Below are 25766 nucleotides of genomic sequence, written 5' to 3' on the forward strand. Positions count from 1 at the left end.
TCTTGCAATTACAAGAAAAAATTATTCATAGTTTGATATTTATTATTTAAATATTTGACATTTCTTAGTAATTGCTCCTTCTATTATAAACTACTTTAGTGATTTTTATAACAGTAAAAGGTGATTTTCGCAAAATAAAAAACTGCCCACCTAAGGACAGTCTTTAAATTAATAATAAAATAAAAAAAGATAGGCCGAAACCTATCTTCTTTTTAAGTAAATTAGTCTTCTGGATTTGGAGCTCCAACTGGGCAAACTGCTGCACAGCTACCGCAATCGATACATTGAGCTTCGTCAATTGTATAGATGTCTCCTTCGTTAATACATCCAACTGGACATTCTGGTTGACATGCACCACAAGCGATGCAAGAATCGTTAATTACATATGCCATTTTTCATTACCTCCATAAAATTATACCAAAATTTATGAATTTTTATATTCATAATCTTCTGTCATTATATTAACATAAGCTTTTTAATATTTCAATCATTATTATTGTTTTTTTATGATAAAATTTTAGTATTTTTAGTGAATTTTATTAATCTCAAGGATTTGCAAGCTTTTCAGACTAATTTAAATTTTTTTATTTTTTGAAAAATGTTTTTCAAATGAGTATTGTATTCATTAAAGCTAATAAATCATAGCATTTTACTATGATTTATTATTCTTTAAAAACCCTAAGTGAATTGACAATACAAAGTAGGGCAACACCTACATCAGCAAAAACTGCTAGAGGCATTGATACATATCCTACTGCTCCAAGTCCTAATACTACAACTTTTAAGAACAAGGCAATAAAAATATTTTGGTAGGCAATTTTCTTTACCCTCTTGGCTATATCAATTCCTCTTACAATAGAAGAAATATCATTTTTTAGAAGGACAATGTCAGAAGTTTCTATGGCAATATCTGATCCAGAACCCATACTTATACCTAAATATGCTGATGCAAGTGAAGGTGCATCATTAGTTCCGTCACCAACAAAGGCAATTCTTTTGTCTTTTTCAATTTTTTTAATTTCACTTACCTTGTCTTCTGGTAAAAGAGAACCCTTATAGTAGTCAATGCCAACTTCTTTTGCGATTTCTTCTACTACCCTGTCTTTGTCGCCAGAAAACATGTAAGTCTTAACGCCTCTTTTGTGAAGCTCATCTACACTTTCCTTAACTCCATCCTTTATTTGGTCTTTTAATTTTATAATACCAAGGACTTTTTCTTTGTCTGCCACAAAGACATCAACATAATTTGACTCTTTATCGCCATCAAGTTTTATATTGAAATCTTCCATTAATTTTTTGTTACCAACAAGATAAGATTTTCCTTCAAGATCAAATTCTATACCCTTGCCGCCAAGGTTATTTAAGTGGTCAGGCGTCTTATTAGTTTCAAAAGCCTTTACAATGGCCTTGGCTATAGGATGAGTTGAATAGGCTTCTCCAACAGAAGCAATTTCTAAAATTTCATCTCTTGATCCAGAGACTTCTTCCACTTCTGCAATAGTAAATTCTCCCTTAGTAACTGTCCCAGTTTTATCAAAGGCAATTCCATCAATATCTGTTAGGGCTTCAATAGAGTTACCACCCTTCACGAAGATTGACCTTCTTGAAAGAGATCCAATTCCTGCAAATATTGTAAGTGGAACAGAAATTGCAAGAGCACATGGACAGGAAATAACCAAAAATATGGCCGCTCTGTAAAGTGCTTCCTTAGCAGTATGGTCTGTTGCAAAATTTAAGAATAAGAATAAAATTACTGCAAGGCCAATAACTATTGGAGTGTAAATTTTTGCAAATCGAGTGATAAATTTCTCCACTTTAGCCTTATTGACGCTGGCATTTTTTACCATATCAATAATTTTTGCAATAGTTCCTTCCTTATAAGTCTTTGTTACCTCAACTTCAAGGGAAGAATCTAAGTTAACGAAACCCGATATAATTTCATCTCCTGCTTCGAGAGATACTGGGGCAAACTCTCCTGATATATTTGAAGTATCAAGATTGGAAGACCCCTTTATAATTTTTCCATCTAGGGGAACTTTTTCTCCTGGTCTGATTAAAATAACTTGACCAATAGAAACTTCACTTGGATCAACTTTTACAATCTCTCCATTGAGTCTTAGGTTGGCAAAGTCCGGTTTTAACTTTAGGGCTTCTCTAATGGATTTCTTTGAAGAATCCACTGCCCTATCTTGGATAATTTCTCCTACGCTATAAAAGAGCATTACTGCCACAGCTTCAGCATACTCGCCAGAAATAATTGCAGCAAGAGAAGCCACTGTCATCAGGAATTTTTCATCCATAAAATTACCTGAAGAAATTTTTGAAATAGAAGCCTTGATAACATCGTATCCAATTATGATGTAAAGAATTAAATAAGAAATCAGCTTAAATTTTTCATTTAAATTTACAAAATGTAGGGCTACAAGACCTATAAAAACAAGGATAGCCTTGTAGATTGAAAAGTTTTCTTCCTCTTCCTCCTCTTCAATCTCCTCACCTATATCTTCTGTTACAATAACACCATCTTCAATGGAATCCACAATATCCTGAATTTTTCTCTTTAGTTCTATTGAATCTTCTTCTGATTCAAATACGAGTTCGTCGTTTAGAAAGTCGTAGTGCAAGTTTTTGAGTTCATCTTTTGACTTAAGTTCTTCCTCTATCTTGCCTGCACAATTGGCACAGGTGAGGCCTCTTAAGTGGAAAATATATTTATCCATAAATTCCTCCTTTTTTATTTTACATTTTTATACTTCGATACTTGCTCATATATTCATTATAAATCATCTGCTTTTATTGTCAATAGATTTTAATTAAGCCTTTATTTTTTTCAAAATCTATGAGATAATACTTAAGCAAGAGAAGCCTTGATATTGTTTTTTTTAAGATTTTACATAAATTTTAAATAAAATTTAAAAACTTTTAAAAAACGGTTGACAAAACAAACTTATTACTTTAGAATAAGTAGAGTAAGTTGCTAAAGAGTGACCTTCAATTTGGAGAAATACTCAAGTGGCTGAAGAGGCTCCCCTGCTAAGGGAGTAGGTCCCGATTAGGGTCGCGAGGGTTCAAATCCCTCTTTCTCCGCCAATGGTGAGGGCCTTTAGCTCAGTTGGTTAGAGCGCCCGGCTCATAACCGGTAGGTCCCGGGTTCAAGTCCCTGAAGGCCCACCATTTACTTGCCCAGATAGCTCAGTCGGTAGAGCAGAGGACTGAAAATCCTCGTGTCGCTGGTTCGATTCCGGCTCTGGGCACCATTTTTTATAACCCTTGAAATCAAATGATTTCAAGGTTTTTTTATTGTAAAAGTTGGCTACTTGTTGGCTACCCTAAAATATTTTTGGATCTTTGACTTAAATCTTTGTCATAATAAAATTTCTTACATAAAAAAGCACACAGCTTATGCAAATCTCGCATTCTAGTTTGTGTGCTTTTTCTATTTCTAAGTTTTAAATCTTTCTAATTCATCTTCACTTAGTCTTTCTGGATCAAGTTTGTTCTTTATATAAAGTATTTTATTATAGCTTTCATATCCATGTCAGTCTTGTAATTATTTAAATTAAAAATCTTCCATGGAAAAACCTCATCACTATAAAAAACTTTTCCGATTTTCTCCAATATTATTAATTTATAAATTTAAAAACTTAAATTATCTTTACTTGACAAGAATCTAAAACATCTAAGGCTGATCTCTTCTTTTCTTCTGTTAATCCTTCTGTCAAATCCTTATAAATATAAATATTTTTCTCTGGCAAGAAACCCTTGACCAATAAAATATTTGAAACTACACAAATGTCTGCAACAAGACCAAGAAAATAAATGTCCCCTATTCCCTTTTCCTCGTCTAATTTTCTAAGATACTCTCCAAGTTCAAGTGAAGCAAAGGTATTTTTCTCGAACTTCTTTGCTCCTTCAAAGGACTTAGTCAGCTTTAATTCTTTTGAAATATCGTGGCCCCAAGTCCCCTTAATACAGTGTTCAATTGGAAGGTTCTTTCCTTCATTTGTTGAAAGATAATCATCATGGTGGGTGTCGAGGGTGTAGACCACTTCCCCATCAAAGCCTTCCACTTTTTCTACAACTCTCTTTAAAAGATTTTCTCCGTCCTTTGCCTTTAGAGATCCTGTTACAAAGTCATTTTGCATATCAATAACAACTAAAACGTCCATTATCTCCCTCCTTTTCCCTATCTTACTCCAAATTTTACATAAATTAAAGTTACTTGTATAATATTTTGGGGTGACTTATGAAATACACTAGCGCAATTAAAGCAGAATTTTTATATAGAAAGAATAGATTTATATCCTATTGCAAGAAGGGTTTCAAAACCCTTGAGGTCTATGTACCAAACACAGGCCGCTGCAAGGAGCTTCTCCTCGAAGGAGTAACAGTCTTTTTAACCTATAACGACAATCCTAATAGGAAGACTTCCTATACACTTATTGGAGTTATGAAGGGCAATAGGCTTATAAATATTGACTCTCAGGCTCCCAATCAAGTTGTGGAAGAGGCCTTACTTAAAAATAAAATTGACTTGGGTTTTAAATATGAAACTATAAAGAGAGAATACACTTACGGGGACTCACGCTTCGACTTTTATCTTGAGGGCCAGGGACAAAAAGCCCTCATGGAAGTCAAGGGAGTTACACTTGAAAAAGACGGAGTGGTTGCCTTCCCCGATGCTCCAACTAAGAGAGGGCTTAAGCACGTCAAGGGACTAGATAAATCCCACGAGGACTACAAGACCTTTGTCCTCTTTGTAATCCAAATGGAAGATGTTAAGTTTTTTACGCCCAATTATCTAACTGACCCAGATTTTTCTAAAGGACTTAGTGAAGCAAGTGAAAATGGAGTGGGCGTTCTTGCCTATGATTCAATAGTCACAAGAAATTCAATAGAACTTAATAAGGAAGTCCCTGTTATTTTGGAGGAAAAATGGAATTAAGACTAGCAAAAGAAGATGATAGAGAAATAATTTTAAAGATTTATGATGATGGATCGAAGAAATTAAAGTCCTTGGGACTTGACCAATGGCAAGGGCAAGATAAACCAAATCTTGATAATTTTAAGGAACTCAAAGAAAATAAAAATATTTTTGTCTTAGATGACCAAGGACAAGTTGTCTCCACTGTAATTATTTATGACTTCGACATCGATTATGAAAATAACTTAGATGGAACTTGGCAAAGTCCAAAGCCCTATGTGGCCCTCCACAGGATTGGAACCCTTAAAAGGGAAAGTAAGCAAGGTTACGGAAGAAAAGTCATTGAGCTGGCAGAAGCCTATGCAAGAGAAAATAGTTTTAAGTCTGTGAGGATTGACACCCACAGGGGCAATAAGACAATGCAGGGACTTCTAAAGTCCTTAAATTATAAATACGTAGGACTAGTTTATCTCTCTGGCAAGAATGAAAGACTTGCCTTTGAAAAAGTATTGTGAGGTTAAAAATGTTTAAAAATAAGGATGACAAAAGATTTATTGAGATTTTTAAAGAGGGATCTCTTACTGAGTACATGAAAATTCTTTTGGACACAGAGACTGGTGTTAATTATCTCTATATAAGCGCCGGTTACGGCATGGGAATCACTCCCCTCCTTGATGGTGAGGGAAAAGTTATTGTTTCTAATCAAAGAGAAATCGCATCTTACAAGGAAAGAATATAAAAAAGAACCACAGTCTAAAAGTTTAATACTTAAAAGACTGTGGTTTTATTTTTATATTAATTTTGGTAAAAAAACTGTTGCCAGACCTAGGAAGATAAAAAATCCAAATACATCTGTAAAAGTTGTCAAAAATATTGATGATGCAATTGCCGGGTCCACCTTGAGCTTGTCTAAGATTAGTGGAATTAAAAAGCCCATGGAGCAAGCAATTATCATATTTAAAATCATTGCCAAAAATAGTATTAGGCCAAGGTAAAGATTGTGGTGCCAGAAGACAAAAACTCCTGCCGCCAAGAGACCAATTATTGCCCCTTCAGTAAGTCCCAAGAAAATTTCCTTAAAAATAAGCTTAAAGTCCTTCTTTAAAGACAACTCTCCCCTTGCAAGGGACGTGATAATAATTGAAAGAGTTTGGGACCCTGCGTTGCCACCCATTCCCGTTACAATAGGCATGGCAGCTGATAGGACAACCACTTGAGAAATTGTTGATTCAAATCCCTTTACAACTGATGAAGCCAAGAAGGCTGTCACAAGGTTTACAATTAGCCAAGGAATTCTAGACTTAAAGGATTCTAAGATGCTTGAGTCGTATTCTTCATCGGCGTTAACACCGTGCATCTGCAACATATCTTCGTTGTGCTCTTGGTCAATAACAGCGATGATATCGTCTGATGTAATTACACCAAGGATTGCCATATTATTATTTACAACTGGAAGTATGTCTAGTTCATACTTGGAGAAGAGATTGGCTGCAACTTCTTGGTCATCTGTCCCATAGACATAGAAATCGCAGTCTTCCATAAGATCCTTTAAAAGATCATCTGCATGACAAACTAAGAGGTCCCTCATTGTTACAATACCCTTGAGTCTGTGCTTATCATCTGTCACAAAAATCTTGTCTATAATTTCTGTCTTTGGGGAAATTGCAATTAATTTCTTTACAGCCTGGTCAGCAGTTAAATATTCCTTAAGGGCTATAAAATTTGTAGCCATAATTGAACCTGCAGATTCCTCATCAAAGGAGAGAATCATCTTTAGGACATTTTGTTTATCACTTTTTAACTTAGACAAGATTTCCTTTCTCCTAACTGTTGAAAGAAATCCAAGAAGGTCTGCCACTATAGAATTTTCTATAAAGGCAAAGGCCTCAATAAGTTCTTCATTGGTGAAAAACTTCATTATATCTACTGCCAAATCTTCTTCAGATGACTCTAACAAGAGTCCAAGATTTTCCTTGTTTAGTAATTTTACAAAAACTTCAAGTTCATCGTCTTCATATTCTTCTAGCTCTAGAGATATATCAACTGGATGATATTCATCAAAGAGCTCATTTGCTTTTATCTCATCTCTTTCCAAAATTATATTTTTTATTTCATCTATTATGTTCACTTTTTCCTCCTGCTAAAGTTTCTAAATCTGTCACAAAGGAAGAAATTTCATTTTTCTTTCCATTAGTGTAGTGGGAATACATGAGGAAGAGCTCCCTCTTTGCCCTGGTCATGGCTACATAAAATAGGCGTCTCTCCTCTTCATAGAGGTCTGGATCTTCTCTTAGGTCCTCAATGCTTGAAGTAGAAGGCAGGGTTCCCTCATATAAGTCTACAACAAAGACTTTAGAGAATTCAAGCCCCTTGGCTGAGTGGATTGTGGAGAAGGTAAGCCTTGCATCAGTGTCCCTTGCCTTTAAGAGATCATATTCCAACTCCTTTAGTCTTCCAACGAATAAGTCTAAGGACTTAGTTGACTTTGCAATCATCTTTAAATAATAGAGGTATTCATTTAAGGTGGATTCTGTCTCCATAAACCTCTTGGCATTTTCCCTTAGGTAGTCACCGTAACCCATTTCTTTGTCAATATAATCTATAGCTTCATAGACACTTACTCTTGCAATCTTCTTAAAACCAACTAGGAGACCATTGATATTTTTGTTGTAGTAAGAAGGAAGGTCTGGATAGTCCTTTAGGATGTTGAAGACATTTTTCCCCCTGTGCCTCTTTAAGTATTCAATATGTCTTTTTGAAATATAACCCTTCAACTTAAAATAAAATTTTTCATAGAGGTCTATGTCCGACAAATCATGGGCAAAATTTAAAATATCCAAGATATCACGAGTTATAAAGTGGGAGAAAAACTTGGTCTTCTTGTCCTTAATATTAAATTCATAATTTTTCCTCTCAAAATACTCCACAAGGCCAATACTTGATAAGTTGTTCCTATAGAGGACGGCTATGTTACCATCATCTTTTTTCAACTCTTCTTCTATAAGTGCGTACTGGTCCCTTGGTTCCTTGACCTTAATAATATTGACGGGTTTGTCAAAGGGATTTTCTGTCACAAGGGTCTTTTCAAACCTCTTTTCATTTTGGGCAATAAAAATATTTGCAATATTTACGATATTTTTTGTGGAACGGAAGTTGTCTTCCATATAAAAAGTCTTGATGTCATCGAATTCATCTTGAAGCTTAAAAAGTTCCTCTGTGTTGGCTCCCCTAAAGCCATAGATAGACTGGTCGTCATCGGCAACAACAAATAAATTGTTGCTAGGCTTGGCAAGGAGCTTTAAAACCATAAATTGGCTCCTAGAAGTGTCTTGTCCTTCATCAATTTGGATAAACTTAAACCTGTCCCTGTACTTCTTCATTATTGCCGGGTCATTTTTTAAGACTTCATAAGAAAGATTTATCATATCATCAAAGTCTATTAAGCTCTTGTCTTTTTTAAACTTCTCATAGGTCTCAAAGAATTTCACAAAATTATCTGTGTCACACCTTTTAGTCTTGGCAAAAGATTGGGGCGACAGCATCATATTCTTGCAATAGCCAACTTCTGAAATTGCTGTCTCGATTCGCTCTTCTGTGGGATAAGAATTATTAACCGACCTGTAGATGTCTCTTAGGATCTCGTACTTCTTTTTCATATTAGAATCAATTAAGCTAAGGGACTTGCCATACTTTTTGGAATAATCCCTTACAATTGAGTAGCAAAAAGCATGAATAGTGGAGAAGTGGACAGTCCTGTCTCCATTCATTCCTACAAAACGATTTTTTATATCCACTGCTTGGGCCTTTGAAAAAGTAATGGTTAAGATGCTCTTTGGGTCCACTCCCCTCTCTATTAATTTTTTTGTCCTGTAAAGGATCATAGTAGTTTTTCCAGCTCCAGGAACTGCCAAGACGATGGCAGGACCCTCAAAGTGGTCTACAGCTTTTAATTGACTTGGTGTTAAATTCACTTTATCCCTCCTCCTATAGTTTAAACTATAGTCCGATTATTTTAAATCTATTTTTAAGCTCTTCATTATGGTATAATCTTAGTATGAAAGAGCTTTAAGGGGGATTACTATGTTAATGACAAACTTTTTACAAAAAAGAAAATCAGTGAGAAATTTTAAGAAGGATACAGTACCAAGGGATTCTTTAGAAAATATAAAATTACTTATGGATGAACTAGACCAAGAAGAAGGAGAAATAAATTTTTCACTTTACGAAAACGGAAAAATCGTAGCAGAAGGTCTAAGGGGCAAGGCTGGTTATTCTGGAGTTATGATCGAAGCTCCACATTACATTGCACTAGACATCACAAATGACAAACCACTTAACATCTTAAAGGGTGGCTACTGCCTTGAAAAGCTAAATACAAAAATAGTCGACCTTGATTTAGACACATGCTGGATAACAGTAGATGATGTTGATGCAGAAACTAAGAAGGCAATATTCGGGGAAAATGGAATAGGAATCGACTATCTCATTGCAATTGGCTACGGACAAAAGAAAAAATTATTTGATCCAGAAGTTACAAGCTCAAGACTTAATGTAGATGAAATTGTATTTGCTGACACACTAGGAAATCCAATTTCCATTGAAACTCTAGAAAACTACGGAGTCTTTGATGTCTTCTCATCTGTTAGATATGCACCAAGCCACAAAAATTTCCAACCTTGGAGATTTGTTCTAAAGGGATCAGTTGTTGAAGCTTACATGTTAAAATCTGACGAAGACTCAAGATCACTAATAGACATGGGCGTTATCCTTTTCTACATGGAAGAGATGCTTAAGACTATGGGAATCGAAAAGAAATGGACAATAGACCTAAAGGACGACGGCAAATATTATTACATTGGTTCCTTTACTTTATAAAATTTAAACATTAAAAAGAAGCTCATTCACTTCGAGCTTCTTTTTTTCTGTATTCACTTGGACTTAGTCCCGTAAATTTTTTAAAGGATCTTGTGAAATTTGATGGACTTGTGAGACCAAGTTCCATGGCAATTTCTGTTATATTTTTATCTGTATTAGTCAAAATTTCTTCTGCCTTCATCATCCTCAAATTATTTAAGTACTTTATAGGAGTGTACTGAAATTTTCTAATGAATTTATTGTTTAAGTTTGACTTAGAAATCTTAAATTTTTTTGTAAGCAAATCTAAAGTAATATCCTTGTCTAAATTATTTTTAATAAACTCTTCAATTAGAATAATTTCCTCACTTCCCTCTTCCTTCTGATAAGATTTTCTTATTTCGGAAGTTTTTTCTCGTGTAATATCGTAAATAAAATCCAAAGCCTTTATAGAAATCCCCAAGATATCTTCACTTTTTAGGACTTGGATAAGTTCATTGGCTCTTTGAATTAGTCTTTCATTCTTATATACAAAACCCATATCCTTTATGAAATTTATTTTTTTTCAAAAATTCCCCTAAAATTTTCCCGTAAAAGGAATTCTCATCTATCTGGTCTTCAAAAATGAAAAAGTTAAAGGCTTGAACCCTGTCCTTGGTTGTATAAGATTCCCTTGCATAGGGAAGGGCCTTTCCAATAAAAATTTCTCTAGTTATTAAAATTTTTGTATCATTGATATAGGTAAAGTAATTGCCTTCATAGCTATAAGAAATCCTATAACCCTTCTTTCCCTTACTATCAGAAGCTTGCACCTGATACCTTTCCCTTAAGTCAATATACATGAGCATAAGTCCTGGGAAGAGTTTATAATTTTTCATTTTATTTTTAGGATGGCTTATCCCTTGATACTCTATAAAATCATCATTATCATCAACGACCTCAAAGTCCCAGGAAGCTAAATAATTATTATTTTTCATTTACAAACTCCAAAATATTTTCATCTGCACTCTTAATAAATTCATAATCGTGTGTGATTATAATAATTGTTTTATTTTGCTTTTTCATTTCCTTTAAGAAGCTAATTAATTTTGTCATATTCTTTAGGCACAAGCCAGAAGTTGGTTCGTCTAACAAAACTATTTCCTTCTTGCTGGCAAGGGCTAGTCCAAGGGCAAGTCTTTGCTTCTCTCCTCCAGATAAGGCTTGGGGGTGTCTGCCCTTCTTGTCCCAGAGTCCTAAATCACGTAAGATTTTTTCCTTTAGGAGGTCATCATCTGATACTATTGAAATTTCTGAGTAAACTGAATCTGTAAATAATTGATAGTTCACATCTTGCATTACAAGAGAAATTTTTTCATAGGATCTCTTTATTTTCTCAGACCCATAATATAAATCTCCCCTTTGTCCCTTATTAAGTCCACAAATATTTCTTATAAAAGAGGTCTTTCCTATTCCATTTGCTCCAATTATAAAATAAATTCCCCTGTCAAAGGATAGGTTGAAGTCAAAAATTACCTTCTCACTTCCCCTATACTTGCAAAAAAAGTTTCGACACTCCATTATTTTGTCATGATCAAAATTTTTATCAAAAAAAGATTTTTTTATGTATTTATCCTTATTCAAATCTTCCTTTTTTATCTCCTTTAGGCTTCTCAGCTTATGATTTCTTATGAATTCATCATTAAGCTCTTCTCTTTCATAAGAATTTATTTTTTTGTCCTCAATGACAAAGAGCTTTTCCATTATATCCCTTAGGTAGTAAAGCCTATGCTCTGCAATAATTATAATTTTTTTCTTTTCCTTTAATACCTCAATAATATTTTTTAGTCTTTCAATGGATTGATTATCAAGAGAGGCAGAGGGCTCATCAAAAATATAAATTTCATTATCCATTAGGGCAACAGATGTAATAGCCACAAGTTGTTTCTCCCCACCCGATAATTTGAATAAATCTCTATCAAGTAATTTATCTGTCCCAAAAATCCTTGTATAATAATCTATCTTACTTAATATCTCCTCTCTTTTTACATTTCTGTTTTCAAGAGCAAGGGCCATCTCATCACTTGAATTGATGCAGTAAAATTGATTTTTGGGATTTTGAAAAACTGTGGAAATATATTGACTCCTATCGCTTATGCCCTGGTCAAATAAATTTTTCCCCTTAAATAAAAGCTGACCCGAAATTTTTGCATTATTTATCTCTGGAATTATACCATTAATTAACTTTATAAAAGTTGACTTTCCTGAACCTGACTCGCCACTTATTACATTTACACTGCCCCTTTCGAAGGACAGATTAATATTTTCAAATATTATATTTTCTTTGCCCTTATAATTTTCATAGGCTAAGGAAAAATTTTTAAACTCTAACATATTTTCACCCTGATGAATAAAATAATTATAAAAATTCCAAAGATCATTAAGACATAATCTTGTAACTTCAAGCTAGCATCAGAAATAGATGACCTCTCTCCATCCACTCTCATTCCCCTTGTCATAGCTGATATGGCAACATCATCAGCAGTTTGTGATGTGATCATTAAAAGTGGAACAAACTTATATTCCAAAATCTTAGCAGGGTCTTTGAAAAAATTTTTCATAGTTAGTCCATGCATATACATGGCCTCATTTATTTTCATGTAATCTTCCTTTATTGAATAAAAAAATCTAAACATTACAGAAACAGGAATAATCAAAAAATTTGGCAAGCTTATTTTCTGCAAAGAGTAAACAAGATCACTCATTTTTGTTGTAACCAGAGCATAGTAACCCATAATAAAGCCAGGCAAAACTTTTATAATAATTCCAACATAGAGGTTTAAAATCATTGTAAAGAAATTTTGCGGAAGCTTAAGCAAGAGACCTTGCCCTAAGACTGCCACAGAAGTATATAAAAGTCCCTTAATTAAAAGGGACCACTTTCTATCAAATAGTGCAAGTAAGTAGGGGAAAATTGCTATCAAAATTCCAAGATAATAATATCTTCTTCCAAGAGAACCTTCAATGGCAACAATCCCTATTACATTTGTTAAAAATATTTTTGTCCTAAAGTCTATTTTCATTAAGCCATTCCTGCTTTTTTGAAGTGCTTATTTAGGATTTTAATTCCAATAGTGCAGCCTAAATATCCACCTAACATGCCTACTAGGACAACAGGTATAAAGGACCAAGTTGGCATAACAGATAATAATTTATTTACATATTCAGCCCCATAATTTCTATCGATTAAGGATTGTACAAAGGCATCTCTAGCAAAATAAATTGGTATTAAATTTGCAGCTGCAAAAATCATAAAGACTGTGTAGCTTAGTCTTGCAGTTTTTATTGACTTGTAACCACCACTTTTTAATATCATCTCACAAATTAAGGACAAGATAATTATGGCAGGAAGAACTATTGCCCCATGACCTGACATTGAAAATACAAGTCCAAAAACTATTCCCATTATTAAGACCATTCCAAACTTGTCTATCTTTGTTGAATAAAGCATAAAGACTGGTCCTGAAACTAAACCACAAGCAAAGGGAACTAGGGGCATAAGGACAGGTATAAAACCTATCATACCTCCACACCAAGTTGCCATTACAGTTAAAAGTGAAAATACACCGGCGTTTACTAAATCTCGTATCCCAAATTTTTTCATCTTATCTCCTCCTAATATACAAATTCTTCTGACTTCTTTGATGACTCAATCATCTTCTTGTAAGTCTTGCTTCTTTCTATTAGTTCTTCATGTCTTCCAAAGTCTTCGATCTTTCCGTCCTTCATAACAATTATTTGGTCTACATTTTCTATTGACTTCATCCTGTGGGATATTATTATGACAGTTTTATTCTTTGTTAATTTATTCAAAGATTCTTGGATGTACTTTTCATTTTCCACATCAAGTGATGCGGCAATTTCATCTAAAAGAATTATTTCTGCATCCTTTAAGAAGGCTCTTGCTATGGAAATTCTTTGCCTTTCTCCTCCAGATAAGTTTGAACCATTTTCGCCAATTTCTGTTTCATATCCCCTTGGCAATTTCTTTACAAAATCATCACAGTTGGCAAGTCTTGCTGCTTCAAGAACTTCTTCGTCACTGGCACTGGACCTGCCTAGCCTAATATTTTCCATCACTGATCCGTTAAAGAGGGTTACATCTTGAAAGACCATGGAAATGTGTTTGAATAAGTCTTGTGTGTCAATATTTTTTATTTCCTTGTCATCAATTGTAATTTTTCCAGAGTCATAATCATATAGCCTTGCCACTAATTTTATTAAGGTAGACTTACCACAACCAGATGGACCAACAAGGGCAGTAGTCTTTCCCTGCAAGGTCTTAAAGGAAATATTATCTATAACTTTTTTATCATCGAGATAAGAAAAAGAAACTCTATCTCCCTTAATGTCAAAAGACCTTAATTCTGCTTCTTTTCCTTTTTGAATTTTTTCATTCCTTAGGGCCTTTATCTTTTCAACTGGCGAATCAATATACATTAACTCTCCATAAAATTGGTTGAAGGCAGCAACGCCATCAATTAATCTTGCTGAAGCAAATAAGTATCCTGCAAAATACAAAATATTTATTTCCCCGTCTATCAAGCTATTTAATCCAACATATATTGCAAGGGCAAGCGATAAGTTTGCCACAACTGTTGCAGAAACAATGGGTATAACTTGTCCCAGTTCTGACTTAATGTGGTTTTTTTCTAAGGACCTAACAAAGTCAATTCCATTTTTTTCCTTTTCTTCAGTCAAGTTATAGGACTTAATCTCTGTAGATAGGTCAATGAGTTCTTGGAACATCTTTGAGGACTTCCTTTGCTCCTTGTAGTAGGACCTTACTCCCTTCTTTTGTATCCTGCTGGAAAGCAAACTCAAGATAGCAGAAATATAAATTGGAATTATAACTGCAAGCCCAAGTTTTAAATTCCCAATTAGTAACAAAATCGAAATAATGAATAGATTTATTATAAAGCCATAAAAGCCTGGCACTGCATGGGAAAGTCCATGCTCAATTGCCTCTACGTCTTTCATTATTGTTTGAGAAAGATCTGTTAAATCTCTGCTTGAATAAAAACTAAGAGGCAATTCCTTAATTATTTCAGAAATTTCTATCCTAAGATTTGCAGATTCCTTATAGGTTTCATTGTAAGTTGTAATGTAGTCCCTATTAATTACAAAAATCATAAGAAGAGCAATTATTACATAGGCAATGACCGAAAGACTTAGACTAAAGTCCCCTAAGTTTAACAAGCCTTGCATTACATACATAAGAAGGAACATAGGTAACATATAAGAAAGGTTCTTTAGGCTGGAATATCTTATTGCAACTAGGGCACCTTCTGCCCCCTTATCTGTAAGTCCAAAACGATTTTTTAAGTAATTTTTCATCAGTCAACCCTCCATTCATTTGCACTATTATACATTTCTACAAACTTCTTATACTTGCTGTCTTCCTTGTAAAGTATATCGTGGCTTCCTCTTTCAATTAGCTTTCCATCTTCGATTAAAAGAATTTCATCCACTCCTCTTATGGAAGTGAGCCTGTGGGCAATCATAATTGTAGTCCTATTCTTTATTAATTCCTTAAAGGCAATTTGTAATTCATACTCATTTTCAGGATCAGCAGCTGCTGAAGCTTCGTCCATAATAATAATTTTTGGATCCTTTAAGAAAATCCTAGCAATACTTACTCTTTGCTTTTCTCCCCCAGAAAGATTTACACCTTCTGCTCCAATCACTACATCATAAGCATCTTTAAATTTGTATATGAACTCGTCACACCTTGCAATTTTTAATGCCCTTAATACCTCTTCATCAGAGGCGTCACTTTTCGCAAGCTTAACATTTTCAAAAATGGAAATACCCTGGAAGAGTTGTGGATTTTGAAAAACAATTCCTATATTTTTCATTAGACTTTCCTTGTCATAAGAAGAAATATTTTTGTCTCCAATTAAAATTTCTCCTGAGTCAACTGGATACAAGCCAGAAATTAATTTTGCAATAGTCGACTTACCTGAACCCGAACTACCCACCAAAGCATAGACCTTATCTTCTTCAAGACTGAGAGAAAAGTTATCTAAAATTTTATTTTCTCCGTCATAAGAGAAGTCTACATTCTTGAATTCAATATTTTTATTTAAAAATTCTCTTTGACTTCCAAATTCTATTTCCTTCTCCTTCATCTCCTTGAATAAATTTTCAAGATTATCCACAGCAGAGTTGGCTTGGAAGATATACATGGAAACATACATAATTTTCATTGTGTTGGAATAAAATATCCCCATGAACAAAGTGAAAAATAAAATTTTTGCAGCCCAAAGACCAGGATCAGCTCCCCTATTTACCATAAAGATTCCAAAGAATATTGGCGTAATTATAAAAATATTTAAAAGCCATTGAAATAGGACAAAGGGAAACCTGCAAGACATAGAATATTTATAGACCATCTCCTTATAAATTAGAATCGAATCATAAAGTTTTTTAAAACCAATTAGGGGTGCATTAAAAATCTTTACTACAGGCATGGCCCTTACATACTCAACTGCACCTGCATTCATTTCGTCAAGCATATCCATATACTTCTTCATAAAGGACTGATCACCCATCATATTTTTTACAAGGACTAAACTTATTAGGACAATGACAATAAAAAATATTCCAAGGTATAAATCCAATACAAAGGTCAAGATAATCATAAGTATGGGAGTCAAAAATGCTGCTGTTTGATCTGGAATTAAATGAGCCACAATCATGTGAGTTTGCTCCACATTGTTGTCAATTATTTTTCTCACTTCTCCTGAATTATGTAGGTCAAAGAAAGTATTAGATGCCCCAAGAAGATGTCTTATACCTCTTTCACGAAGACGAGTTTCAAGCCTAAATCCTGCCAAGTGACTCATCCATAGTCCCATAAAGTATAAAATACCATAGGCGATAAATAAAAATAAAATTTTTATGGCTAGACTTCTTTCTTCTGACAAGACTCCACCACTAAAAACATTCTTTAGCAAAATCCAAATTAAATAATAGGCATAAAATTCTAAAACAATGCCCACCGTCGTAAGTAAACATGCAAAAATACCGTGGAGTTTTCTCTCAGGTATGTAGGAAAATAATTTTTTGTATAATTTCAAAATATAACACCTCTCTTTATTAAATAAAAAATAACTGATAACAATTATCGATATTATTATAATATTTCTTTTTCTTAATTTCTTAACAAAAATACTTTTATATTCAAAAAAATTTTTAAATTATATTCAATTAGAATTTATTTGCCATATTTTTTTCTTTCATTCGCAAACTTCCAAAATTTTTATAAAACTTATTTGCAAGAAAGCATAAAAAAACAGTCCCACATTCATCACGTGAGACTGTTTTAAAATTTCTAATTTTTCTTACATATAATTTTCTGCCTTAGCCCTTGATCTTGATAGGACCATTGACTTATTAACAAGTTCTACTACTACAATTGCTCCAAGACTTGGTAGGACCCAAGATAAACCACTTGATGCCATTGGAAGGCTTGCCTCAAGATTTGTCAAAAGTGGCAAGTTTAAATTAAATGTTGATTTTGCAACTGCCACAAGTGGTAGACCTACTGCAAAGAAAGCTGATGCCTTGTAAGAATACTTAGAATAACCTACAAAGTCATGAGTAAATCCTAAAACTATTAAGACTAAGGCAACTGGATATATAACAGTTAGTAGTGGAACTGATAGGGCAAGAAGTTTATTAAGTCCAAAGTTTGCCATAACAAAGGAGAAGAAGGTCCAAAGGAAAACCCATCTGCCATAAGACATCTTGCGGTTAAATAGTGTACAAAAATATTCTGAACCACTTGATATTAACCCTATACAAGTTGTTAAACAAGCAAGAGTAAATATTGATGCCAATAAAACTAATCCTGCATTGCCAAAGACAAGCCTAACAGCTTCTGTAAGAACTACAGCACCATTTTCTGCTCCAGCAAAAGCCCCTGATGTCACCATACCCATTGTTGAAAGCATTAGGTAGACAAGAAATAAAACTGAACCTGCAACTAGACCAGCCTTATCTGTATAAGATGTCACAAGCTTCTTATCTTCAACTCCAAACCTTCTTATGGCAAGAGTGACAACAAAACCAAAATTAAGGGCTGCAACAGCATCCATAGTATCATAACCCGCTAAGAAACCAGCAACTACTGGAGCATCCTTATAATTTCCACTTGCCACTGCTAAATCTTTTGGTAAAGTCATTACCTTGGCAAACATTATAAGTATTAAGAGTAATAGTGTTGGAGTTAGATACTTTCCAACTCTTGCCACTAACTTATTTGGCTTTAAGCAAACAAGCATTGCAACTGAGAAGAATAAGAATGTATATACTAATCTTACAAGTGATAGGTTAAAGCTTTCTGGTACATAAGGTGCTATTGCCATTTCAAAGGGAACTGACCCTGCTCTTGGTATGCCAAGTCCAGGTCCTATAGAAAGGTATATAGCAGTAGTAAAAACTAGGGCGAACTTTCCTCCAACTCTTGAAGATAAGTTTTTAAGTCCATCAGTCTTGCCAACGGCTATTGCTCCAAGGACTGGGAAAATAATTGCGGTAACAGAAAAAGCCAAAAGTGAAATAATAGTCTTATTCCCTGCTTGGTTTCCTAAAAATGGAGGGAAAATTAAATTTCCAGCTCCAAAAAACAATCCAAAGAGCATTATGCTCACTTGAGTAAACTGACTTCTTGATAATTTTTTCATACTTTCCTCCTAATTTTTAATTTTATAAATAAAAAAAGTCCCTTGTCTAAATAATAGACAAAGGACGAATTATCGCGTTACCACCTTAGTTCTTACCAATATGTAAGCTCTCTTAACAAGCATCAATCAATGCCGAGTATAGATAACGCCTACTAAAGCGGCAAATCTTACTAGGATTCAGACTTGCATAAGAAAAAGGATTTTCGAATTTATCTCCATTATAGGCTTTCACCAAACGCCTACTCTCTGAAAACTTTAATAAACCTACTCGTTTTTTCCAATATTTTTTATTAATAAAATTATGATTTGCATGTTATTATAAGAAATAAAAATAAACTTGTCAAACACTTTTTTAAAAATTTTTTATAAAAATAATTTAAAAACTAAATATTTTCTGTAAGTGAATCTATTTTTTCTCTAGTGCTATCGTCATCTAGACCCAAACCCTTGGCAAAGAAATTAAGACCATCTTTCGTGTCCTCTAAAGTCTCAAAGGAAGCCGAAGCATTATCTATATCATCAACCTTTTGTCCTAAGGGCTTGTCATAAGTTACACTTTTATCTGTGAGTAAAAGTTCTGGATTTAGATTTTTTACGAGTTTAAAGTCAGGATCCATTTCATCACCTATTAGACTTGCGTCAGGATAAAGAGCTTCTGCTCCACTAGGAACTCCTACTACATTTTCATAAGCCAAAAATTTTAATGCCTTTGCAGCCTTAACTGACATGGCAACAATTCTTGGATTTTCTTTTTCCACAAAGAGTTCCCTATCTTTAGTATCTGACCTTTTTTCTTTGTCTACATTTTCTTGGCTTACTTCTTTTTCATTGGAAGTATTTTCTACACTTGCCTCCTCCTTAGACTTACAAGAAGTTAATAGGATCATTATAAGTAAGGCATAAGCGATCTTATTATAAAACTTTCTTTTCATAATAGAGCCTCCTTCTAAATTTTTGCACCATCTTTAATTTATTCTATTAATAGAATATCACATTATCAAGAAAATGTAAGTGCAAAATATTGTAAAAGTTTTAAACATTTAAGAGATCTTGAATAAATCCCATTAAAATTTTTATGTATTTATTATAAAAATTTACAATCATAACCACCGGCTGAGCCGGTGGTTTGTTTTGCCCCTATAAGGGGCTGTTACCGGCAGCATTCCATGCTTCGAACTTTCTTTCTCGTGCACCAATTTTCACAGCTGGTGCTAAAGCACCTTATTTTTTGCTTTTGTTTACTTGCTCACCCGTAAACGGGTCAACAAATTCTTTAATGCTTATTTGATCTGCCATGTAATCTTCTTTTAATTGATTTTTTATATATTCTTGTATCTTTTTCACATTCTTTCCTGCTGTGTCTACATAGTATCCTCTGCACCAAAAATGTCTATTTCCATATTTATATTTTAAGTTTGCATGCCTATCAAATATTATTAGACTGCTTTTTCCTTTTAAATATCCCATCGTTTGAGATATGCTGTATTTTGGTGGAATTTCCAACAACATATGGATATGGTCTGGACAGCATTCCGCTTCTATTATATTTATTCCTTTTCTATCACATAAATCTCTTAATATTTTTCCTATATCTTGTTTTAATCTTCCATATATTAATTGCCTTCTGTATTTTGGAGCAAATACTACGTGATACTTACAATTCCATGATGTATGTGATAAACTATTTTTATCCATTTTAGGATACCTCCCTTTTCTATTTATGCTACTGCCAGTAACATTAATAGTTTATCACGGGAGGTTTTTTGCTTGAAGCTAAAGCTTATTTTCCTACCACCAGCATAGCTGGTGGTTTATTCATACTAAAGCGTACAAGAAAAAACTGCCGCCTTAAGCGACAGTTTTTATTTAAAGTTTAAGATTAAGCATTAGTCTTTTCTGCAGCAGCTTTTTTAGCTTGAGCTTCTGCTATTTTTGCTTGTCTTTCTTTTTCTTTCTTTTCTTTTTCCTTTTGTTTCATTTTTTCCACTCTTTCAGGATATTCACAATAGATTGCTCCTGTTGGACATTTTGAAACACAAATTCCACAGTTGATACACTTGTCATAATCAATTGATGCAAGATTATTTTCTACATGGATTGCATCCTTAGGACAGTTCTTTTCACAGATTCCACATCCTATACAACCAATGCTACAATTATTTCTAACAACTTTTCCTGAATCAAGTGACTTACATTCAACAACTGTTTTTGATTTGTAAGGTCTAAGTGAAATAATTTTCTTAGGACAAATGTTGATACACTTCATACAAGCTACACATTTTTCCTTGTCAACTACTGCTACTCCATTAACCATGTGGATTGCATCGAATTCACAAACGCTAACGCAAGTTCCTCCACCACAGCAACCATAGTTACAAGCTTTTGCACCTTGTTGGTAGTCAGCTATAAGTCTACAGTCAACTAGGTCATTGTAATCATATTTATTTTTTGCCTTGTCACAGTCACCTTGACAGTGAACTACGGCAACATTTCTATCAACATTTTCTGCATTGACACCCATTACTTGGCTGACTTTTTCAGCAGTTTCTGCACCACCAATAACACAACCATTAACTGGTGATGTACCATTGGCAATTGCTTCTGCAAGTCCATCACAACCTGGGAAACCACAAGCTCCACAGTTTGCTCCTGGAAGGGCATCTCTTACTTCAGCTACCTTTGGATCAACTTCTACATAAAAAACCTTTGATGCAATGGAAAGTATTATTCCGAAAAAAGCTCCCGCTATTCCCAAAAACACCATTGGGGTAAGTATTGCACTAATTTCCATAATTACCTCCTATACCAATCCGCCGAAACCTGAGAATGCTATGGCCATAAGACCAGCACTCACAAGCGCAATAGGAACACCTTGAAGTGCCTTAGGTACATCTGCAAGCATAAGTTTTTCTCTTAGGGCTGCGATTAATACTAAAGCTAGTGTAAAGCCTAGAGAAGCTCCAAATCCACTAAAGATTGTTTCTATTAAGTTATATCCGTTTTGCACGTTTAATACTGTTACACCAAGTACAACACAGTTTGTAGTGATAAGTGGAAGATAAACACCCATAGCTTGGTAAAGTGAAGGTGATGACTTCTTAATAAACATTTCTACAAATTGTACTAGAGATGCAATTACAAGTATAAAGGCAATTGTTTGTAAGTACTCAAGTCCAAATTTATTTAGTACGAAATTTTGAATTAGCCATGTTATTGCAGATGCAAGTACAACTACAAAGGTAACGGCAACTCCCATTCCAAGGGCAGTTTCTGTTTTGGAAGATACACCTAAGAAGGGACAAATTCCTAAGAACTGAGCAAATATATAGTTATTTACAAGTATTGTTGAAATTAAAATTGTTAAAATACTCTCTAACATTAGTCTGCCCTCCTATTAAGTAGTAGTTTAAATCCTGCAATTAAGAATCCTAGAAGTATGAAGGCACCTGCTGGAGCTCCCATAAGTCCAATTCCTGGATAGGATTCTGGTAGGACTTGTTTTTCAAATAATGTTCCGTAGCCGAAAAATTCACGCACAAGACCCATGGAAAGAACTGCTATTGTATAGCCAACTCCTGTTCCAAGTCCATCTACTATTGATGGAACAAGTTTGTTCTTGTAAGCGAAACCTTCTGCTTCTCCAAGGATACAGCAGTTAACTACGATTAGTGGTAAGAAAATACCAAGTGCTGCATAAATTGATTGGAAATATGCTTGAAGGATCATTTGTACTAAAGTTACGAAAGTTGCAATTACTACTATAAAACAAGGAATTCTTATTTTATCAGGAATTACATTTCTAAGGGCAGATACTACTGTGTTACTCATTATAAGTACAAAAGTAACTGCCATACCCATTGCTAGTGAGTTAGTTAAGCTGTTTGTAATAGCCAGTACTGAACAAAGACCTATAAGTTGCATGAATACAGGATTGTTTTTGAAAGCACCGTCTAAAAATACTTTAGATAATTTCATTTTAAACCCCCTTATTCATTCTTTAGAACTTCGTTATAAACTTGAATGGCATCATTTGAGCCTGCAAGAGCTGCCTTAGAGGAGATTGTAGCTGATGTCAACCACATAACTTCATTATCAGCCTTAGGTTCCTTAGAAAGTTCTAGAGGACCAGCAGCAGACTTACCTTCATAGGAAGGATAATATTCATCAGTAGTGATTCTAGAACCAAATCCACTTGTTTCTCCATTGGAGATATTTCTAAATCCAGCGATTGTATCGCCTTCAAGTAGAAAACCAAGGGCGTTAGTCATAGCTCCACCATAACCATTTGATTTTACGTTTACACCATATCCAACAACATCCTCACCTTTTTTGGCAACAAAGATTTTTTCTATGTTTGGATATTTTTCTTTTATTGAATCTAATTTAGCTTGATCGTATTCTTCGAAACTATCAGCAGCATCACCAAAAATAACTTCATAGGATGCAAGTGTATTTTTAAGTTCAGTTTCAGCAATTACTGGAGCCGTAAAACTATTTACAGCTGCAAGAAGACCTGCTGATAGGGCACAGAATACTAAAAGTATTATTCCGAATTTTACTGGTTCTTTCATTTACTTCGCCTCCCCATATGCACTTGATATAGTAAGTTTGTCAATTAATGGTGTTGCGAGGTTCATAAGACATATTGCGTATGAAACACCTTCAGGAAGAGATGCCTTAACCCTAATTACTGCAGTTAAGATACCACAGCCAAGAGCAAAAATAATTCTTCCCTTTCTGTTTATTGGGTTTGTAGTGTAGTCAGTTGCCATAAAGATAGCACCAAGTAACAAACCACCTGCAAGTAGTTCATAAGGAATAAGTTCCATTGGGATTCCAAGAACAAATAGACATATTGCAGTTGATGCAACATAAATTACTGGGATTTCCCAAGAAATTACCTTTCTTGCTACTAGGTAAACAAATCCAATTAGAAGTGCAATTGCAGAAGTTTCTCCTATTACACCACCAATATTTCCAATAAACATATCTCCCATTGAAGGAAGATTTGCAAGATCACCAGATGCAATAACTTGAAGAGGTGTTGCATAAGATAGACCATCCACTGCTGCAGATGATGTTGTAAGACCTTGCTTCAATAATTCTGGTGAAATATAATCTGTAATTTGTTTTGGCCAAGATGTCATAAGCACAAGTCTAGCTGCAAGAGCTGGGTTCATAAAGTTGAAACCAATACCACCAAAACATTCTTTAACTACTAATATTGCAAAAACTGATCCGAAAGCTGCCATCCATAGTGGAAAAGATTGTGGCATATTAAGTGCAATCAAAATCCCAGTAACAACAGCAGATAAGTCAGCAATTTGAACAGTTTTCTTTAGGCATTTTTGTGTAATAAGTTCAGTAAATACACAAGCACCAATACATACTGCTAAAAGTGCTATGGCCCTTGTTCCAAAGAAATATACAGAAGCAATCATTGCAGGAGCAAGTGCGATAATAACATCAAGCATAATCTTTCTAACAGTATCATTTGACCTAATATGAGGAGCTAGTGAAACAAAGCGTGCCTCGTTTACTGTCATCGGATCCTTATTAATTTTATTATTTTCCAAATTGATCCCTCCTATCTCTTTTGATTAGCTCTGATTTCTCGTTTAGCTAATTTAACAGATGCTGTAAGATGTCTCTTGGCTGGACAAACAAAGGAACATATACCACATTCCATACATTGGTCAGCGTGAAGATCCATACATAAGTCTACATCTCCCTTTAAAATCGCATGATTAATATCAGTTGGATTTATATTGGCTGGACAATGGTCTACACATCTTGAACATCTAATACATGGAGACTCAATTCTTTCTGTAACTTCTTCTTCAGTGAAAACCAAAATACCAGAAGTAGTCTTAGTAATTGGTGAGTCAAGATTAAATACTGACTTACCAGTCATAGGACCACCACAGATGATTTCTTTGAAGTTGTCTTTAAGACCGCCACAGAAATCTAGGATATCTCCCACAGGAGTTCCTACTTTAACGAGAATATTCTTAGGTTCTTTAATACCAGAACCAGAAACAGTTATAACTCTTTCATAAGAAGGCTTTCCTTCGATCATAGCTTCATAGAAAGCTAGAGTAGTACCAACATTTGTTAGGAAAACTCCAACATCATTTGTTACACCATTTTGTGGAACAATTCTACCAACTACGGCTTCAGAAAGTCTCTTTGAATCACCTTGTGGATACTTAGTTTGACATCCAACAACTTTTAAGTGATTCCAATTAGGATTATTACCTATAACTTCTTCCATCTTAGCAATTGCATCAGGTTTGTTTTCCTCAATTGCCATGTAAGAAGCTTCCTTATTGTAAAAATGTGAGAAGATATCTAAACCTTCTAATATTTCTTCAGTTTTTTCTAGCATAATTCTATGGTCACATGTAAGGAAAGGCTCACACTCTGCACCATTGATTATACATTCGTCTAGAACTGGATCTTCACCCTTAAGTTTTGCATGAAGAGGGAAACCAGCTCCACCCATTCCTACGATTCCCTTTTCCTTAATAAAAGGAATTAAGTCGTCAATAGGATGATCCTTATAATCCTTAAAAGATTTAAGGTCCTCAATCATTTCATCTTTGCCATCGTTTTCTATAACGACGCAATCACAATACCTTCCATCAGCTGTATACATTTTTTTAATCTCTTTAACTGTACCTGATACAGAAGAGTGTATAGCTGCTGAAATAAAAGCTTCAGAATTCCCAACAATTTGGCCAACTTTAACAGAGTCGCCCTTTGAAACAACAGGTGAGCATGGCGCTCCAATGTGTTGTGACATAGGTATGTAAGCAATCTTTGGACTTGGCATCCTCTCAATTGCGATTTTTTCTGTCAAAGTTTTGTGTTCGTCCATATGAACTCCACCTACGGAAAAAGTGAGATTTCTTGAACTCATAAAACTTCACCCCTTATTTGGCTTTAGCCTATATTTTTACCATTTGTTATAATTATAACACTAAATTTTATTAAAGTACATTATTCTACTGAAAAAATTCATTTTGGGAAATCTTTATCATCATTCAAATCTAGTCATTCTTAAAATAGGGTTTCTGATACTCTTTATCAAAAACAAGACCAATAAAAACTTTATTTTATCTCTCTATTTTAATTCTTCGTATTTATTCATCAGCAAATTAAGCGATTAAATTTATAAGCAATTCTTTTTTATCAAAATATTTTCAATTTCACAAGGATAAAATATCTTATTTTATTTTTCTATCCAATAGAATAAT

Annotated in this window: 25 protein-coding genes, 3 tRNA genes and 1 other annotated feature; of the genes, 7 read left to right on the forward strand and 21 right to left on the reverse strand. The window is 34.2% G+C overall.

Annotation, left to right across the window (positions count from 1 at the left end; all coding sequences use genetic code 11):
• Nucleotides 1-221 precede the first annotated feature (221 nt).
• Complete coding sequence (locus tag DRZ96_RS09510; RefSeq protein ID WP_112890473.1) at nt 222-392, reverse strand: DUF362 domain-containing protein; 171 nt, start codon at nt 390-392, stop codon at nt 222-224.
• Between the two features lie 270 nt (nt 393-662).
• Nucleotides 663-2720 (reverse strand): heavy metal translocating P-type ATPase, encoded by a 2058-nt coding sequence (locus tag DRZ96_RS09515; RefSeq protein WP_112890474.1) that lies wholly within the window; start codon nt 2718-2720, stop codon nt 663-665.
• A gap of 278 nt (nt 2721-2998) precedes the next feature.
• Between DRZ96_RS09515 and DRZ96_RS09520 the strand changes: the two genes are divergently transcribed.
• From DRZ96_RS09520 to DRZ96_RS09530, 3 genes are all read left to right on the forward strand, one after another.
• Nucleotides 2999-3090 (forward strand) — tRNA-Ser (locus DRZ96_RS09520).
• A gap of 7 nt (nt 3091-3097) precedes the next feature.
• A tRNA-Ile gene (locus tag DRZ96_RS09525) sits at nt 3098-3174 on the forward strand.
• Between the two features lie 7 nt (nt 3175-3181).
• A tRNA-Phe gene (locus DRZ96_RS09530) sits at nt 3182-3257 on the forward strand.
• A 387-nt stretch (nt 3258-3644) separates the two neighbouring features.
• On the opposite strand, the gene DRZ96_RS09535 is transcribed toward DRZ96_RS09530, so the two are convergent.
• Nucleotides 3645-4169, reverse strand: coding sequence for a cysteine hydrolase family protein (locus tag DRZ96_RS09535; RefSeq protein WP_112890475.1), 525 nt, complete (start codon nt 4167-4169; stop codon nt 3645-3647).
• A 77-nt stretch (nt 4170-4246) separates the two neighbouring features.
• Between DRZ96_RS09535 and sfsA the strand changes: the two genes are divergently transcribed.
• From sfsA to DRZ96_RS09550, 3 genes are read left to right on the forward strand one after another with little or no spacing between them, the layout of a single operon-like run.
• Nucleotides 4247-4945, forward strand: coding sequence for a DNA/RNA nuclease SfsA (gene sfsA, locus DRZ96_RS09540; RefSeq protein ID WP_112890476.1), 699 nt, complete (start codon nt 4247-4249; stop codon nt 4943-4945).
• Nucleotides 4936-5439, forward strand: coding sequence for a GNAT family N-acetyltransferase (locus DRZ96_RS09545; RefSeq protein WP_112890477.1), 504 nt, complete (start codon nt 4936-4938; stop codon nt 5437-5439). Before sfsA ends, DRZ96_RS09545 begins: the two co-directional genes overlap by 10 nt.
• Nucleotides 5440-5447: 8 nt before the next feature.
• Nucleotides 5448-5663, forward strand: coding sequence for a DUF6440 family protein (locus tag DRZ96_RS09550; protein ID WP_112890478.1), 216 nt, complete (start codon nt 5448-5450; stop codon nt 5661-5663).
• A gap of 51 nt (nt 5664-5714) precedes the next feature.
• Here DRZ96_RS09550 and mgtE read toward each other — a convergent pair whose 3' ends face one another.
• Nucleotides 5715-7052, reverse strand: coding sequence for a magnesium transporter (gene mgtE / locus DRZ96_RS09555; protein WP_112890479.1), 1338 nt, complete (start codon nt 7050-7052; stop codon nt 5715-5717).
• Complete coding sequence (locus DRZ96_RS09560) at nt 7036-8895, reverse strand: ATP-dependent helicase (RefSeq protein WP_112890480.1); 1860 nt, start codon at nt 8893-8895, stop codon at nt 7036-7038. The genes mgtE and DRZ96_RS09560 overlap by 17 nt, the downstream gene beginning before the upstream one ends.
• Nucleotides 8896-9004: 109 nt before the next feature.
• Between DRZ96_RS09560 and DRZ96_RS09565 the strand changes: the two genes are divergently transcribed.
• Nucleotides 9005-9799: a nitroreductase family protein gene (locus DRZ96_RS09565; RefSeq protein ID WP_112890481.1), complete on the forward strand. Its 795-nt coding sequence runs from the start codon at nt 9005-9007 to the stop codon at nt 9797-9799.
• Nucleotides 9800-9821: 22 nt separating this feature from the next.
• Here DRZ96_RS09565 and DRZ96_RS09570 read toward each other — a convergent pair whose 3' ends face one another.
• From DRZ96_RS09570 to rsxC, 16 genes are all read right to left on the reverse strand, one after another.
• A complete protein-coding gene (locus DRZ96_RS09570) occupies nt 9822-10319 on the reverse strand; it encodes a helix-turn-helix domain-containing protein (protein ID WP_112890482.1) in 498 nt (165 codons plus the stop codon).
• Entirely contained in the window at nt 10303-10755 is a 453-nt protein-coding gene (locus tag DRZ96_RS09575; protein WP_112890483.1) for a hypothetical protein, read from the reverse strand. The genes DRZ96_RS09570 and DRZ96_RS09575 overlap by 17 nt, the downstream gene beginning before the upstream one ends.
• A complete protein-coding gene (locus DRZ96_RS09580) occupies nt 10745-12151 on the reverse strand; it encodes an ATP-binding cassette domain-containing protein (protein ID WP_112890484.1) in 1407 nt (468 codons plus the stop codon). Before DRZ96_RS09580 ends, DRZ96_RS09575 begins: the two co-directional genes overlap by 11 nt.
• A complete protein-coding gene (locus DRZ96_RS09585) occupies nt 12145-12840 on the reverse strand; it encodes an energy-coupling factor transporter transmembrane component T family protein (protein WP_112890485.1) in 696 nt (231 codons plus the stop codon). Before DRZ96_RS09585 ends, DRZ96_RS09580 begins: the two co-directional genes overlap by 7 nt.
• Nucleotides 12840-13421 carry an MptD family putative ECF transporter S component gene (locus tag DRZ96_RS09590; RefSeq protein ID WP_112890486.1) on the reverse strand — a complete coding sequence of 194 codons (582 nt, stop codon included), beginning with the start codon at nt 13419-13421 and terminating at the stop codon, nt 12840-12842. Before DRZ96_RS09590 ends, DRZ96_RS09585 begins: the two co-directional genes overlap by 1 nt.
• A gap of 11 nt (nt 13422-13432) precedes the next feature.
• Complete coding sequence (locus tag DRZ96_RS09595; protein WP_112890487.1) at nt 13433-15154, reverse strand: ABC transporter ATP-binding protein; 1722 nt, start codon at nt 15152-15154, stop codon at nt 13433-13435.
• A complete protein-coding gene (locus DRZ96_RS09600; RefSeq protein ID WP_112890488.1) occupies nt 15154-16899 on the reverse strand; it encodes an ABC transporter ATP-binding protein in 1746 nt (581 codons plus the stop codon). Before DRZ96_RS09600 ends, DRZ96_RS09595 begins: the two co-directional genes overlap by 1 nt.
• A 264-nt stretch (nt 16900-17163) precedes the next feature.
• Entirely contained in the window at nt 17164-18507 is a 1344-nt protein-coding gene (gene brnQ / locus DRZ96_RS09605) for a branched-chain amino acid transport system II carrier protein (protein WP_112890489.1), read from the reverse strand.
• Nucleotides 18508-18564: 57 nt separating this feature from the next.
• Nucleotides 18565-18796, reverse strand: a binding site (T-box leader).
• 94 nt (nt 18797-18890) lie between these two features.
• Nucleotides 18891-19439: a substrate-binding domain-containing protein gene (locus DRZ96_RS09610; protein WP_112890490.1), complete on the reverse strand. Its 549-nt coding sequence runs from the start codon at nt 19437-19439 to the stop codon at nt 18891-18893.
• Nucleotides 19440-19728: 289 nt separating this feature from the next.
• The gene (tnpA, locus tag DRZ96_RS09615; RefSeq protein WP_112889581.1) at nt 19729-20202 is read right to left on the reverse strand and encodes an IS200/IS605 family transposase; all 474 of its coding nucleotides are present in this window, start codon (nt 20200-20202) and stop codon (nt 19729-19731) included.
• Between the two features lie 184 nt (nt 20203-20386).
• On the reverse strand, nt 20387-21298 hold the full coding sequence (locus DRZ96_RS09620; RefSeq protein WP_070702078.1) for an RnfABCDGE type electron transport complex subunit B: 912 nt from the start codon (nt 21296-21298) through the stop codon (nt 20387-20389).
• Between the two features lie 9 nt (nt 21299-21307).
• A complete protein-coding gene (gene rsxA, locus DRZ96_RS09625) occupies nt 21308-21886 on the reverse strand; it encodes an electron transport complex subunit RsxA (RefSeq protein WP_070702080.1) in 579 nt (192 codons plus the stop codon).
• Entirely contained in the window at nt 21886-22482 is a 597-nt protein-coding gene (rsxE, locus tag DRZ96_RS09630; RefSeq protein ID WP_070702082.1) for an electron transport complex subunit RsxE, read from the reverse strand. Before rsxE ends, rsxA begins: the two co-directional genes overlap by 1 nt.
• Nucleotides 22483-22493: 11 nt before the next feature.
• Nucleotides 22494-23078, reverse strand: a complete 585-nt coding sequence (locus DRZ96_RS09635; protein WP_112890491.1) for an FMN-binding protein — start codon at nt 23076-23078, stop codon at nt 22494-22496.
• Nucleotides 23079-24083, reverse strand: coding sequence for an RnfABCDGE type electron transport complex subunit D (locus DRZ96_RS09640; protein WP_112890492.1), 1005 nt, complete (start codon nt 24081-24083; stop codon nt 23079-23081).
• An 11-nt stretch (nt 24084-24094) separates the two neighbouring features.
• Nucleotides 24095-25429, reverse strand: coding sequence for an electron transport complex subunit RsxC (gene rsxC, locus DRZ96_RS09645; RefSeq protein ID WP_112890493.1), 1335 nt, complete (start codon nt 25427-25429; stop codon nt 24095-24097).
• Nucleotides 25430-25766 lie beyond the last annotated feature (337 nt).

Source organism: Peptoniphilus harei, assembly GCF_900454685.1.
In the GTDB taxonomy this organism is placed as follows: domain Bacteria; phylum Bacillota; class Clostridia; order Tissierellales; family Peptoniphilaceae; genus Peptoniphilus_A; species Peptoniphilus_A harei.